Annotated in this window: 12 protein-coding genes and 1 pseudogene; 9 read left to right on the top strand and 4 right to left on the bottom strand. The window is 61.1% G+C overall.

Annotated features, from left to right (window positions below; genetic code table 11):
• From MOV76_RS18155 to MOV76_RS18170, 4 genes and pseudogenes are all read right to left on the bottom strand, one after another.
• A pseudogene (locus MOV76_RS18155) lies at positions 1-376 on the bottom strand (hypothetical protein); the annotation flags it as partial.
• Between the two features lie 59 nt (positions 377-435).
• On the bottom strand, positions 436-1,353 hold the full coding sequence (locus MOV76_RS18160; RefSeq protein WP_130717754.1) for an NAD(P)-dependent oxidoreductase: 918 nt from the start codon (positions 1,351-1,353) through the stop codon (positions 436-438).
• Positions 1,350-2,186 carry a glycosyltransferase gene (locus MOV76_RS18165; protein ID WP_247265020.1) on the bottom strand — a complete coding sequence of 279 codons (837 nt, stop codon included), beginning with the start codon at positions 2,184-2,186 and terminating at the stop codon, positions 1,350-1,352. Before MOV76_RS18165 ends, MOV76_RS18160 begins: the two co-directional genes overlap by 4 nt.
• A 10-nt stretch (positions 2,187-2,196) precedes the next feature.
• Complete coding sequence (locus MOV76_RS18170) at positions 2,197-3,417, bottom strand: NAD-dependent epimerase/dehydratase family protein (protein ID WP_247265021.1); 1,221 nt, start codon at positions 3,415-3,417, stop codon at positions 2,197-2,199.
• A gap of 119 nt (positions 3,418-3,536) precedes the next feature.
• Here MOV76_RS18170 and ybgC point away from each other — a divergent pair, with 119 nt between their 5' ends.
• The 9 genes from ybgC (at position 3,537) to ftsH (ending at position 13,317) form a co-directional block, all read left to right on the top strand.
• Positions 3,537-3,992, top strand: a complete 456-nt coding sequence (gene ybgC / locus MOV76_RS18175) for a tol-pal system-associated acyl-CoA thioesterase (protein ID WP_018243438.1) — start codon at positions 3,537-3,539, stop codon at positions 3,990-3,992.
• Between the two features lie 375 nt (positions 3,993-4,367).
• Complete coding sequence (gene tolQ / locus MOV76_RS18180; protein WP_003542733.1) at positions 4,368-5,087, top strand: protein TolQ; 720 nt, start codon at positions 4,368-4,370, stop codon at positions 5,085-5,087.
• 18 nt (positions 5,088-5,105) lie between these two features.
• Positions 5,106-5,558 carry a protein TolR gene (gene tolR, locus MOV76_RS18185; protein ID WP_017968102.1) on the top strand — a complete coding sequence of 151 codons (453 nt, stop codon included), beginning with the start codon at positions 5,106-5,108 and terminating at the stop codon, positions 5,556-5,558.
• A gap of 8 nt (positions 5,559-5,566) precedes the next feature.
• On the top strand, positions 5,567-6,703 hold the full coding sequence (locus tag MOV76_RS18190) for a hypothetical protein (protein ID WP_247265022.1): 1,137 nt from the start codon (positions 5,567-5,569) through the stop codon (positions 6,701-6,703).
• 21 nt (positions 6,704-6,724) lie between these two features.
• The gene (gene tolB / locus MOV76_RS18195) at positions 6,725-8,035 is read left to right on the top strand and encodes a Tol-Pal system beta propeller repeat protein TolB (RefSeq protein WP_026188517.1); all 1,311 of its coding nucleotides are present in this window, start codon (positions 6,725-6,727) and stop codon (positions 8,033-8,035) included.
• A 153-nt stretch (positions 8,036-8,188) separates the two neighbouring features.
• Positions 8,189-8,722: a peptidoglycan-associated lipoprotein Pal gene (pal, locus tag MOV76_RS18200; RefSeq protein ID WP_018243435.1), complete on the top strand. Its 534-nt coding sequence runs from the start codon at positions 8,189-8,191 to the stop codon at positions 8,720-8,722.
• Positions 8,723-8,884: 162 nt separating this feature from the next.
• Positions 8,885-9,874, top strand: a complete 990-nt coding sequence (ybgF, locus tag MOV76_RS18205; protein WP_247265023.1) for a tol-pal system protein YbgF — start codon at positions 8,885-8,887, stop codon at positions 9,872-9,874.
• Positions 9,875-9,885: 11 nt separating this feature from the next.
• A complete protein-coding gene (gene tilS / locus MOV76_RS18210) occupies positions 9,886-11,289 on the top strand; it encodes a tRNA lysidine(34) synthetase TilS (protein WP_018445909.1) in 1,404 nt (467 codons plus the stop codon).
• Positions 11,290-11,385: 96 nt separating this feature from the next.
• On the top strand, positions 11,386-13,317 hold the full coding sequence (ftsH, locus tag MOV76_RS18215; RefSeq protein WP_017989342.1) for an ATP-dependent zinc metalloprotease FtsH: 1,932 nt from the start codon (positions 11,386-11,388) through the stop codon (positions 13,315-13,317).
• Positions 13,318-13,336: the final 19 nt, after the last annotated feature.

The following is a 13,336-nucleotide window of genomic DNA, read 5'->3' on the forward strand; positions in this document are numbered from 1 at the left end:
CGGCCGCAGCACCCGTGGCTGCATCCATCGAAACCGCTGTTGCCGGGCTGCCGGTTGCGACAGCCGATGCGAATTCGGAGGCGGCGGTGCCGACCTTGCGCGCTAGTTCGGCGGCCAGCCGGGCGACCACCTCAGGAGCCATGTTGGAGCTGCGCAGCATCTCCAATTGCTGCTTTGCCTCTTCGAGCTTGCGTTGCGCCTTCGCCTTGGCCTCGTCTCCCGAGTTCGCCAAGGTTTGGCGCATCTGCTGCAGCGCCTGGGTGGCGCGCTGCAGCTTCAGCACGCCTTGATCGGTCTCGCTTCCAGCAGCTGAAATGGCTGCCGTCGAAGACGCGCCGCGCAAGATGATGGAGGCAGACGTGGTTGCGACCTGCATGGACAATCCCCCGATTTTTAATCGGGCCCCCGATTGCAATTCGGGCGCATTCTGCAACGTCAGACTTGCGTGGACCTGTGTCTTGGCGATTGGGGAAGCGCGGCGGCCAGCTGCTGCATCGTCTCCTCGAATAGAGGCGCTCCGCCGGGTGCCCAGCCGAGCGCGCGGATTTTCGCCGTGCTCATGGGGATGAGCGCGGCGCTATCGGCAGGGGCCGGCAGCGCATGCCGACAGCCCGTCTCGCGACAGATGGGTGAAAGGATATCGCGCGTGTCGACTGACATGTCTGAGACGTTGAAGACCTCGCCGGAGATGCGGGTGCTTTCCGTCTCCAGCATCAGCCTCACCGCCCGACCGAGGTCGCGGCCGTGAACTTCCGTTCCCCGACGGGCAACAACCGGCCGGCCGGCGAGGTAATCGGCGATGAGACCGTCCCATTTGTTCGGCGAGAGATCGCCATAGACGCCGGTTGCCCTCAGGCTTACGCCGGCAAAACCCGGCGTGGAGAGGTGGTCAAGGGCGCGTTCGGCATCGAGCTTGACCTGGCCGTAAAGTGTTTCAGGCTTGGCCAGCATCGTCTCCGTCAGTTCGGTTCCCTCGGGATGGTCGCCATAGGCGGCGCGGCTGGACAGGAAGACGCAGCGGCGCGTGCCGGCGCGTTTGGCGGCTTCGAAAAGCCGGACGGTGCCGTCGAGGTTCAACCTGTGGAAGGTCTTCGGATCGTCGCCCTCGCCGCCACGATACTTGCCCGGAACATGGCTGAAGGCGGCGTGGACGAAGAAGTAAGCGTCGTCGAAGACGTCGATCTGATCCTTGTCGGGATCGAGCGAAAGCGCCGCGAACTCGACCGGGCGAGAGAAGAGGCGAGGCAGCGGCGCGCGGCGCCCGCCGACGATCACCTGATATCCGGCGGCCAGCAGTTCCTCGACGACATACCGGCCGACGAGACCCGTTCCACCCGATACCAGTACCTTCATGCTGCCCCTTCCGGATTGTCCAGCGCCGAGATCTCAGGCACATCGCCGCCATCGTGGAAACGGTGCCACAGATCGATCAAAGGTTGTAGTCGCGCTGCCTTGGGATGATCCTTTTCCCACGGTTTTTCATACTGGTAGTGCAGGATCGAAATGCTCTTCCAGTCCCAAAGCTCCGGCATGGTGAACCATACATATTGCAGCATGTTGAAATAAACCGGCAGGCCGTGCCAATCCGGGAAGAACGTCTCGAGAAAGGTCTGATCGGTGCGCCGCCAGAAGGCGTCCCGCCTGTCGAGCCTTTCGAGCATGTGCCGGAATGTGTCATGCGAGGGCGTCGCGACGAAAACGCCGGAATTCATGCGGCGGAAGTCGGCGAGGCTTTCGTAGACATTGGGGGCGGCTGACAATTCCGGATAGAGGAAGAGCCTGTCGACGTTCTTCAACACGAGGGCGTCGGCGTCGATGAAGACGCAGCGCTGGTATTCGACGAGCTGCCAGAGCCTGAGCTTGCAGAAATTGTCGAGCGGCGAATGGAAATCCGGTTTGCGACCCTTGGTGAAAGGGGCTGTCGAATGGAGCTGGCCACGCGCATGGCGTTCGTTGAAGGCGGCAGACAGCGGCAGATGCTCGACCGCGATCAGGCGGCAGTCGAGTGCTGTCAGGGGCAAAAGAGCGGCAGCATCGACGCCGCCGGTGTGGAGAATGACGATGTCAGCCCCGGTGCCGGTTCGGCGCAAGGAGCGGGCAAGCGCGGTTGCGCCCATGGCGTAGTCGGCATTGGTGACGAGTGTGACATAAGCGAAACGGGCGGGTATGCCGCTGGCGCTCGTCATATTGCGGGACTCACGAGACGGATTTCAGCCGCTTGCCTTCCGGATCGTGATTGATCGTCGCGGCGATGTCCTTGGTCCAGGCGGAGACGGCCGGAACGCGGGCGCGGTCGACGCGATAGGCGAATTTCTTGGCGACGTCGACGATTTCGCCGAGCAGGCCCGCTTCCAGCGTGATCGGGTCGAGGCCGAGATCGCGGAATTTTTCGTTCCGGACGATCAACTCGTTCTCTGCGGCTTCCTTGCGCGGGTTGGGCAACCAGGCAATGTTGGCGCCGCTCATCCTGGCGATCATCTCGGCGAGGTCGCGCACCCGGTGGGTTTCCGTCATCTGGTTGAAGATCTCGACGCGGGCGCCGCGCGCCGGCGGATTTTTCAGCGCCAGTTCGATGCAGCGCACCGAATCCTGGATATGGATGAAGGCACGGGTCTGACCACCGGTGCCGTGCACCGTCAGCGGGTAGCCGATTGCCGCCTGGATGAGGAAGCGATTCAGCACCGTGCCGTAATCGCCGTCGTAGTCGAAACGGTTGATCAGCTGCGCATGGCGGCGCGTCTGCTCGGTATGCGTGCCCCAGACGATGCCCTGGTGCAGATCGGTGACCCTCAGGCCATCATTCTTTGCATAGAACTGGAAGAGAAGCTGATCCAGGCACTTGGTCATGTGATAGATGGAGCCGGGATTGGAGGGGTAGAGGATTTCCTGGTTGACCGTCTCGCCACCTGAAGTTTCGATGCCGACCGGCAGGTAACCTTCGGGGATCGCCGCCCCGACCGTCGAATAGCCGTAGACGCCCATTGTGCCGAGATGGATGAGATGGGCATCGAGATTGAGTTCCGTCAGCGCGTTCAGCAGGTTGTGCGTGGCGCTGACATTGTTGTTGACGGTGTAGTTCTTGTGGCGGTCGCTCTTCATCGAATAGGGCGCGGCCCGCTGTTCGGCGAAATGGATGACGGCATCCGGGCGGTGTTCGAAAAGCCAGTTTTTCAGGAGTTCGTAATCCTTGGCGAGATCGATCAGATTGAAGTGGATGCGGCGTCCGGTTTCGGCATGCCAGATGCGGGTACGCTCCTGGATCGAATCCATCGGGGTCAGCGACTGAACGCCAAGTTCGGTGTCGATCCAGCGGCGCGAGAGATTGTCGAGGATATGGACGTCGTGACCGGCATCGGAGAGATGCAGCGAGGTTGGCCAACCAATGAAACCGTCTCCGCCCATAACCGCAATCTTCATCGCATCGTCTCCTGATTGGTCGCTCATTATCGGGAATAGTTAGGAATTGTGACAATCATTCAATGCTTGCCTGTCCGGAAGCGTTGCGCCAAACAGGGCACCTCAGTTTGGAGAAAATTATGACGGAACGCCCTTTTTCCATTTCGGGAGAGCTGACGGAAGCCGGACACCGCCTCGTTCAGCGGGTCTATTATGAAGATACGGACTTTTCCGGCCTGGTCTATCACGCCCGCTACCTGCATTTCCTGGAGCGCGGCCGTACCGATTATCTGCGCTGCCTCGGCGTCGAGCAGCGCGAACTCGTCAGCGCCGATGAGGAGGGCCTCGTTTTCGTTGTCCACCGCATGGAGATCGACTTCAAGAGCCCGGCGCGCATGGACGATGTGCTGACGATCCTGACACACACGGAGAAAGCCGGCGGCGCCAAGATGGTGCTCAATCAGCAGATCCGCTCGGGCGAGACGCTGCTGATCGCCGCCAAGGTGATCATCGCCGTCATCAACGCCCGGGGGCGGCCAAGGCGGTTGCCGGAAACACTGGCAGCGAAATTCCTGGAAGGCAGCATGCCGCTATAGGCCGAATTGCCGAAAAATCGGACCTTGTCAAAACTTGAACTTTATGTGAAGGAATTCCCGCGCCGCAGGATGAGCGCTCTTTCGGCAGCCGGACCTTGCTCCGGTCAAGTAATCCATGGAACGAAATCTTCCAAATACAGGCTTACTGTCACAGTCCGGCACTAACGATCTATTAACCATAATGGTGTCTTACTGGGAAAGTCGGAGTTTGTGCGGTGCACGCCTTCCTTTGACCAAATTTGACGGCAAGAAGGCGGAAGATGAGCTTGGAAGTTTGACCAGGGCTTTGGGCGGCGGCCGCCGGACACTTCTTGCGAGATCAGTTTGTGCCGCCCGGTCCAGCACCGGGCGTTTGGATTCGGGGATTTTGGATCAATGGAACAAGTAGGATTGGCAGCAGCAACGACGGACGTCAGCCTCTGGTCGCTTTTCATGCAGGCCGGCATCGTCGTCAAGCTCGTCATGCTCGGGCTTATCGCGGCCTCGGTGTGGACATGGGCTATCGTCATCGACAAATACCTGGCTTATGGCCGCGCACGGCGCCAGTTCGACAAGTTCGAGCAGGTGTTCTGGTCGGGCCAGTCGCTGGAAGAACTCTACCGCTCGCTGTCGGAACGCAACAATACCGGGCTGGCAGCGATCTTCGTGGCTGCCATGCGCGAGTGGAAGAAATCCTTCGAACGCGGCGCCCGCTCGCCGATCGGCCTGCAGATGCGTATCGACCGCGCGATGGACGTGACGCTCGCCCGTGAGACCGAATTTCTCGGCGCTCGCCTCGGATCGCTCGCGACCATCGGCTCGGCCGGTCCATTCATCGGTCTGTTTGGCACGGTCGTCGGCATCATGACCTCGTTCCAGGCGATCGCCGGTTCGAAGTCGACCAACCTTGCGGTCGTCGCGCCCGGTATCGCCGAAGCGCTGCTTGCCACTGCGATCGGCCTCGTCGCCGCTATCCCGGCAGTTATCGCCTACAACAAGTTCTCTGCCGATGCCGGCAAGCTCTCGGGCCGAATGGAAGGTTTCGCGGATGAATTCTCCGCCATACTTTCGCGCCAGATCGACGAGAAACTGCAGCCGCGCGCTGCCGCTCAATAACCAACGGAGTATTCTCACATGGGTATGGCTGTTGGAGGCAATGGCGGAGGCGGCGGACGCCGCCGTCGCGGCGGTCGGAACAGGGCCGTGATTTCCGAAATCAACGTGACGCCGCTCGTCGACGTCATGCTGGTGCTTTTGATCATCTTCATGGTCGCGGCACCGATGATGACCGTCGGCGTGCCGATCGACCTGCCGGAAACGCAGGCCAAGGCGCTGAATTCCGAGACGCAGCCGATCACCATCTCCGTCAAGAACGACGGCGAGGTGTTCCTGCAGGAAACACCGATCCCGGCGGCGGAGATCGCCGCCAAGCTCGAGGCGATCGCCACCACCGGTTATAACGAACGTATCTTCGTGCGCGGCGACGCAACAGCGCCCTACGGCGTCATCGCCGACGTCATGGCCCGTATTCAGGGTGCAGGCTTCAAGAATATCGGCCTGGTGACGCAGCAGAAGAAGGACCAATAGCGCGCAAAATGAAGGCCAGTGTCATCACATCTGCTGTTTTGCACGGCCTGGTGCTCACCTGGGCGATGGTGTCGCTTGGCGCTCCGGAATCCTTCAAGGTAGAGGATTTCGAGGCGATGCCGGTCGATCTCGTGCCGGTGGAGTCCATTACCCAGATGCAGCAAGGCGACAAGAAGGCTCCGAAGAAGGAGACTTCCGCGCCCGTGCCGACGACACGGCCGCCGATTGCACAGCCGGCCGAGAATGCCGGCGACAACAATGTCGACCTGAAGACGCCGCCGGTCCCGAACGCCAAGCCCAGCAATACTGAAGCGGCTGCCGCCAATTCGAGCGACAAGCCGATGCCGAAGATCGATCCTAAGCCGAATGACGTCAAGGAGATCGTCAAGGAGGAAACGGAAGTCGAGCAGCCGAAGGAGGTTGCTTCAATTCCGCCGCCGAAGCCTGTCGAAGTGACGCCGCCGAAGCCCGAGGAAAAACCGCCGGAAGAACAGGCCAAGCCGGAGGAGCCGCCGAAGCCCGATGCCGAGGCGCTGCCGGACAATGTACCGACGCCTGTCGCCAAGCCGCAGGTGAAGCCGCCGGAACCACAGAAGCCCGCCGAGAAGCCGCCGGAAAAGACTGCGGATCAGCCGAAGGCTGCCGAAAAGCCGACCGAAAAGAAGAAGGCTGATCAGAAGCAGGAGACGGCGAAATCGGCTTCGGCGATGAAGAGCGATTTCAATGCCGATGAGGTTGCGGCGTTGCTGAACAAGACCGATCCTTCAGCAGGCGGTGCCAAGCGCTCGACGCAGGAGGCATCGCTCGGTGCGAAGAAGAGCAATGGCGGCTCCAAGCTTTCGATGAGCGAGATGGATGCGCTGAAGAGTGCCATCGCCGGCAATTGGTCTGTCATTCCCGGCATGGAAGGCGTGGGCGATGTTCGCATCAAGGTGCATATGAATCTCGATCAGGACGGCAACATCGTCGGCGAACCGGAAGTCGAGGCGGTCGGTGGCGATAACGAATCCACGCGTCGGGCACTCGCCGGCGGCGCTTATCGCGCCATCATGAAATCGGCTCCTTTCTCGTCGCTTCCAAAAGACAAATACGATGCCTGGAGCGAAGTCGTCGTCAACTTCGATCCCAGCGATCTAGGAATCTAAATGCTGAAAGGCTTTTCCTCCATGAACAAGTGTTCCTTCTTCCGCGCCATCATGGTCGCTGCAGGCCTGATGACCGCTGCCGCGTTCGCGACGCCGGCGAACGCTCTCGTCGAGATCAATATCAATAAGGGCAACGTTCAGCCGTTGCCGATTGCGGTGACGGACTTCCTGCAGGGTGACATGGGGGCGCAGGTCTCGCAGGTCATCGCCGCCGACCTGCAGCGTTCCGGCCTGTTTGCTCCGATCAGCAAGACCGCCTTCATCGAGAAGATTGCGAATCCTGACGCTGCGCCACGTTTCGAGGACTGGAAGGTCATCAACGCTCAGGCGCTGGTCACCGGACGGGTTACCCAGGAAGCGGACGGCCGCCTTCGCGCCGAGTTCCGCCTCTGGGATACCTTTGCCGGACAGCAAATGACTGGTCAGCAGTTTTATACGCAGCCTGAGAACTGGCGGCGTGTCGCTCACATCATTGCCGATGCGATCTACAAGCAGATCACCGGCGAAGAAGGCTATTTCGACACTCGTGTCGTCTTTGTCTCCGAATCCGGCACCAAGCAGCAGCGCAAGCGCCAGCTTGCGATCATGGACCAGGACGGCTTCAACATCCGCATGCTGACCGATGGCAGCGATCTCGTTTTGACACCGCGCTTCTCGCCGAGCCGGCAGGAAGTCACCTACATGTCCTTTGCCAACCAGCAGCCGCGCGTCTACCTGCTGCAGCTTGAAACGGGGCAGCGCGAGGTCGTCGGCAACTTCCCCGGCATGACCTTCTCGCCGCGCTTTTCGCCGGACGGGCAGAAGGTGATCATGAGCCTGCAGCAGGAAGGCAATTCCAACATCTATACGATGGACCTGCGCTCGCGCACGACGACGCGGTTGACCTCGACGGCTGCGATCGACACCTCGCCCTCCTATTCGCCGGATGGTGCGCGCGTCAGCTTCGAAAGCGACCGCGGCGGAAAGCCGCAGATCTATGTGATGAATGCCGATGGCTCGGGCCAGACCCGTATTTCCTTCGGCGACGGCTCCTATTCGACGCCGGTCTGGTCGCCGCGCGGCGATCTCATCGCCTTCACCAAACAGGCCGGCGGCAAGTTCTCGATCGGCGTGATGAAGCCGGACGGGTCCGGCGAGCGCATCCTGACGACCGGCTTCCACAATGAGGGCCCAACCTGGGCGCCAAACGGCCGCGTCCTGATGTTCTTCCGCCAGGCGGCAGGGTCGGGCGGTCCGCAGCTCTATTCGATCGACCTCAGCGGTTACAACGAGCAGCTTGTGAAGACGCCGACCTACGGTTCCGACCCGGCCTGGTCACCGCTTCTGGAGTAGGCGATGCACTGCCGCCTTCATGTCGCCCCAAAGTCATGGAAACCGGGCGGCTACGGGACAAATCAGTAAATCGTTAACCATAATCTTTGAGGGGCGGTTAACCGAGTGCGGTTACTGTCCGGAAACCCTGATGAAATCGCAAGGAGACCGGCCATGAGCCGAATTCATACCCCGGCAATGAGCCGCATGCAGAATTTCGCCCGCAACCCCGTCATGATCGCGCTTATCGCCGGTCTCGCGCTCGCAAGCTGCGCCAAGAAGCCGCCGAACAGCGCCGGCGACCTCGGCCTCGGCACCGGTGCTGGTGGGGCTGCAACGCCGGGCTCTGCCCAGGACTTCACGGTCAATGTCGGCGACCGCATCTTCTTCGATACAGACTCCTCGTCGATCCGCGCCGATGCTTCGCAGACGCTCGACCGTCAGGCCCAGTGGCTCGCCCGCTACCCGAACTACCAGATCACCGTCGAAGGCCATGCCGACGAACGCGGCACGCGCGAATACAACCTCGCGCTCGGCGCCCGCCGTGCGGCTGCCGCCAAGGACTATCTCGCTTCGCGCGGCGTCCCGGCGCAGCGCCTGAAGACGATTTCCTACGGCAAGGAACGTCCGGTCGCCGTTTGCGACGATATTTCCTGCTGGTCGCAGAACCGCCGCGCGGTTACCGTGCTTGGCGGCGCCGGCATGTAATTGCCGAGCAACAATTCGCTTTTCGACGGGCGGTCCCATCAGGGGCCGCCTTTTCTTTTTGACCACACTTTGGCCAGACTCCGTTGCTTTTTGAAAGCAATTGGAAAAATCTCCTGTTCGTGCCATCGAGGTGCGAAGAATCACTGGGACAGGACGATACATATGAAGAAACTTGTCGTGGCAGGCATGCTGTGCCTCGCGGCTGTGACCGGAAGCGAACGAGCGGCCTATTCCGCCTCGTTCTTCGGGCTACATCTCGGCGGCCGATCCGCGGAAAACCAGGCGGCGCCGCCTGTTGTCAAGGTGCAGAGCGGCGACGCGGAGGTCCGCGTGCAGCAGCTCGAAGAGCAGCTGCGGCAGTTGAACGGCCGGATCGAAGAGATGAGCTTTCAGCTTCTGCAGATGCAGGAGACGATCCGCAAACAGCAGGAAGACAATGAATTCCGCTTCCAGCAGCTCGAAAAGACGGGCGGCGCCGGAGGTGCCACCAAGGCTCCTGTCAAGAAGAGCGAGACCGATGCCGCTCCGGCCGCCTCCGGCGGCGACGACATCGCCAAGGTGATTCAAGCACCGCAGGGAGCCGAAACGGCTCCCTCCACCAGCGTGCCTGAGAATAGCGGTCTCGGCCAGCCGCCGAAGGAACTCGGCTCGATCGATTTCGATCAGAGCGGTAATCCGATCGGCGGAAGCGTCGACGAAAATGCCACAATCGGTTCCGGGCCGATTCCCGAGGCCAACACCAAAACGCCGCAGCAGACCGCCTCGCTCGGCAGCGAAGCCGACCAGTACAAGGCCGCCTATGGCCACGTGCTGTCCGGCGATTACAGCACGGCGGAACAGGAATTCACGCAGTATATCACCCGCTACCCGAGCAGCGCGCGGTCGGCAGACGCCAATTTCTGGCTCGGCGAAGCTCTTTATTCGCAGGGTAAGTACAATGAGGCGGCCAAGACCTTCCTCAATGCGCACCAGAAATACGGTACATCGGAAAAGGCACCGGAAATGCTGCTGAAGCTCGGCATGTCGCTTGCCGCCCTCGACAATACCGAGACGGCCTGTGCGACGCTGCGCGAAGTCTCGAAGCGTTATCCGAAGGCGTCGCGTGCCGTCATAAGCAAGGTTGCGAGCGAACAGAAGCGCCTCTCCTGCTAAGGTCTTCCGGAATGTCTCCGGAAGCCGCATCGCCTCAACTGGCGATCCACCAGTTTCTCACGTCGCTTCAAAGCCCCGCGCGCATTCTCGTCGCGATATCAGGCGGTAGCGATTCCACCGGCCTGCTCCTTCTTCTCGATCAAGCCGTGAAGGCCGCGCCCCATCTCAGGCTTTCCCTTTGCGCTGCAACCGTCGATCATGCGTTGCGCGCCGGCTCCGCAGACGAGGCGCGTGAAGTCGCAGCCCTCTGCGCATCGCTCGGCATTCCCCACACCATCATGATCTGGCAGGGCGCCAAGCCGACAACCGGCATCATGGCTGCGGCCCGAGAGGCACGTTATGGCTTGCTTGCGACCGCCGCCACAGACTTCAACGCCGATCTCATCGTCACGGGGCATACACTCGACGACCAGCGCGAAACACTACAGATGCGTGGGATGCGAACAGAGCAGGTTTCGACCGGTATTGCAGATGCAGTGCTCTTTGACCGGCGTTTCTGGATTTTACGTCCGCTTCTTTTTTCCACCCGGGCGGATATCCGCGCTTTCCTGAAAGAGCGGGGCGTGCCGTGGATCGACGATCCCAGCAACGAGGACACGAAGTACGAGCGCGTGCGGATGCGCCGGCAGCTTTCGGCCGATGCAGGCATGACGAAGGATATCAGCGCGGCCTGGGAGGAGCGGCTGGCACTGTCGTCCAGAGGAGCCGAATGGCTGGATCGCCATTTCCGGCTTCACGGCTGCCTGCTCGGGCAGGTGATGCCTGACGGGTTGCGGCAGGATCGCGCAGTCCTCGACTATGCACTCGCCCGTCTGGCAGCCGTTTTCGGTGGGCAGCCGTTTGCGCCGGGGAGGGGGCATATGGAGCGTATCCTTGCATTTGCCACCGGCAGCAAGCCGGGACGCATGACCGCCGGCAGGGTAGTGTTCGATCTGCGGCATGACGGGCTTTATCTGGCGCGCGAGAACCGGGGGATATCGCCTCTGGTATTGCGGCCGGGCGAGGCCGGGGTTTGGGATGGCAGGTTTTATGCGCGCAATGGGTCGGTCGCATCAATTGAAATCCAGGCCGCTGCTGCACACGCGCAAGACACTTCACGCTTTATTGAGTCAATCACCGCGCAGACGCGCGGTGCCTGGATTCCGGTGACGAGCACAGGAATGACGGAGTATATGCAGCGCCTTCCCAAGAGCGCATGGAAGCGCGCTATCGCTTCGGCGCCGGTGTTATCCGCCGAAGAGAGCCTTTTATCTGAGGAATCCGCCCGCATGGTCGAACTAACACCCTATTTCGCACCCTTCGACCGCTTTTTGACACGATTTGACTTCATCTTTGCCAATAGGCTTTCGGCGGTTTTCGCGACGGCGCCCTATGCGAGGCTGCCTTTAAGAAGTATTGACGGAAAAACCATCTGACTTGGGGGATCGCCTTGGCAACGGCACGGCGCAACCCTATGTTAGAAACGAATAAGACGGTCGCCATGAGGCGGCTGTTCCATGCTGGGGAGTTCAATGAACCCTAACTTACGTAATTTCGCCTTGTGGGCGATCATAGCGCTTCTGCTGATCGCCCTTTTCAGTATGTTTCAGACGGCGCCGGCACAGACGGGCTCCCGCGAAATCCCTTATTCGCAGTTTCTGCGTGAGGTCGATGCGGGCCGCGTGAAGGATGTCGTGGTGACGGGCAACCGTCTCTCCGGAAGCTATGTTGAAAATGGCACCACCTTCCAGACCTATTCACCTGTGATCGACGACAGTCTGCTCGATCGCCTGCAGTCGAAGAATGTCCTGGTTTCCGCCCGTCCTGAAACGGACGGCTCTTCGGGTTTCCTCAGCTATCTCGGCACGCTTTTGCCGATGCTTCTGATTCTCGGCGTCTGGCTGTTCTTCATGCGGCAGATGCAAGGCGGCTCACGCGGCGCGATGGGCTTCGGCAAGTCCAAGGCCAAGCTTTTGACTGAAGCGCATGGCCGCGTGACTTTCGAAGACGTCGCCGGTGTCGACGAGGCCAAGCAGGATCTCGAAGAAATCGTCGAATTCCTGCGTGATCCGCAGAAGTTTCAGCGTCTCGGCGGCAAGATCCCGCGCGGCGTGCTGCTCGTCGGCCCTCCGGGCACCGGCAAGACGCTGCTCGCCCGCTCGGTCGCCGGCGAAGCCAATGTGCCCTTCTTCACCATTTCGGGCTCCGACTTCGTCGAAATGTTCGTCGGCGTCGGCGCAAGCCGCGTGCGCGATATGTTCGAGCAGGCGAAGAAGAATGCGCCCTGCATCATCTTCATCGACGAAATCGATGCCGTCGGCCGCCATCGCGGCGCCGGTCTCGGCGGCGGCAATGACGAACGCGAGCAGACGCTGAACCAGCTGCTGGTCGAAATGGACGGCTTCGAGGCGAATGAAGGCGTGATCCTGATCGCCGCCACCAACCGTCCCGACGTGCTCGATCCGGCGCTGCTGCGTCCCGGCCGATTCGACCGTCAGGTCGTCGTGCCGAACCCCGACATCGTCGGCCGCGAGCGTATCCTCAAGGTGCATGCGCGCAACGTTCCGCTGGCGCCGAATGTCGATCTCAAGATTCTCGCCCGCGGCACGCCCGGTTTCTCCGGCGCCGACCTGATGAACCTTGTCAACGAAGCCGCCCTGATGGCCGCCCGCCGCAACAAGCGTGTCGTCACCATGCAGGAATTCGAGGACGCCAAGGACAAGATCATGATGGGCGCCGAGCGCCGTTCCTCGGCGATGACCGAGGCGGAAAAGAAGCTCACCGCTTACCATGAGGCCGGTCACGCCATCACCGCGCTCAATGTCGCTGTCGCCGATCCGCTGCACAAGGCGACGATCATTCCGCGCGGCCGTGCACTTGGCATGGTCATGCAGCTTCCCGAGGGCGATCGCTACTCGATGAGCTACAAGTGGATGGTCTCGCGTCTTTGCATCATGATGGGCGGCCGCGTTGCCGAGGAGCTCACCTTCGGCAAAGAGAACATCACGTCGGGTGCCTCTTCCGACATCGAACAGGCCACCAAGCTTGCCCGCGCGATGGTCACGCAGTGGGGCTTCTCCGATCAGCTCGGTCAGGTCGCCTATGGCGAGAACCAGCAGGAAGTCTTCCTCGGCCACTCGGTTTCGCAGTCGAAGAATGTTTCGGAAGCAACCGCGCAGAAGATCGACAATGAAGTGCGCCGCCTGATCGACGAGGCCTATACCCAGGCCCGCACGATCCTGACGGAAAAGCACGACGAATTCGTCGCTCTTGCCGAAGGTCTGCTCGAATACGAGACGCTGACCGGCGAAGAGATCAAGGCGCTGATCCGCGGTGAAAAGCCTTCTCGCGATCTCGGTGATGATTCGCCGCCGAGCCGCGGCTCGGCCGTTCCGAAGGCCGGCGCACGGCCAGCCACCAAGGGTGACGAGCCCGAAGGCGGCCTCGAACCGCAGCCGCATTGAACAGCGGCACCAATCCGAA

The organism is Rhizobium sp. PRIMUS64 (genome assembly GCF_023006465.1).
GTDB lineage: Bacteria > Pseudomonadota > Alphaproteobacteria > Rhizobiales > Rhizobiaceae > Rhizobium > Rhizobium leguminosarum.

Excerpts from the sequence above, each read along its gene's own strand:
- MOV76_RS18160 (WP_130717754.1), bottom strand. The coding sequence starts at position 1,353 with ATGAAGGTACTGGTATCGGGTGGAACGGGTCTCGTCGGCCGGTATGTC.
- MOV76_RS18165 (WP_247265020.1), bottom strand. The coding sequence starts at position 2,186 with ATGACGAGCGCCAGCGGCATACCCGCCCGTTTCGCTTATGTCACACTC.
- MOV76_RS18170 (WP_247265021.1), bottom strand. The coding sequence starts at position 3,417 with ATGAAGATTGCGGTTATGGGCGGAGACGGTTTCATTGGTTGGCCAACC.
- ybgC (WP_018243438.1), top strand. The coding sequence starts at position 3,537 with ATGACGGAACGCCCTTTTTCCATTTCGGGAGAGCTGACGGAAGCCGGA.
- tolQ (WP_003542733.1), top strand. The coding sequence starts at position 4,368 with ATGGAACAAGTAGGATTGGCAGCAGCAACGACGGACGTCAGCCTCTGG.
- tolR (WP_017968102.1), top strand. The coding sequence starts at position 5,106 with ATGGGTATGGCTGTTGGAGGCAATGGCGGAGGCGGCGGACGCCGCCGT.
- MOV76_RS18190 (WP_247265022.1), top strand. The coding sequence starts at position 5,567 with ATGAAGGCCAGTGTCATCACATCTGCTGTTTTGCACGGCCTGGTGCTC.
- tolB (WP_026188517.1), top strand. The coding sequence starts at position 6,725 with ATGAACAAGTGTTCCTTCTTCCGCGCCATCATGGTCGCTGCAGGCCTG.
- pal (WP_018243435.1), top strand. The coding sequence starts at position 8,189 with ATGAGCCGAATTCATACCCCGGCAATGAGCCGCATGCAGAATTTCGCC.
- ybgF (WP_247265023.1), top strand. The coding sequence starts at position 8,885 with ATGAAGAAACTTGTCGTGGCAGGCATGCTGTGCCTCGCGGCTGTGACC.
- tilS (WP_018445909.1), top strand. The coding sequence starts at position 9,886 with ATGTCTCCGGAAGCCGCATCGCCTCAACTGGCGATCCACCAGTTTCTC.
- ftsH (WP_017989342.1), top strand. The coding sequence starts at position 11,386 with ATGAACCCTAACTTACGTAATTTCGCCTTGTGGGCGATCATAGCGCTT.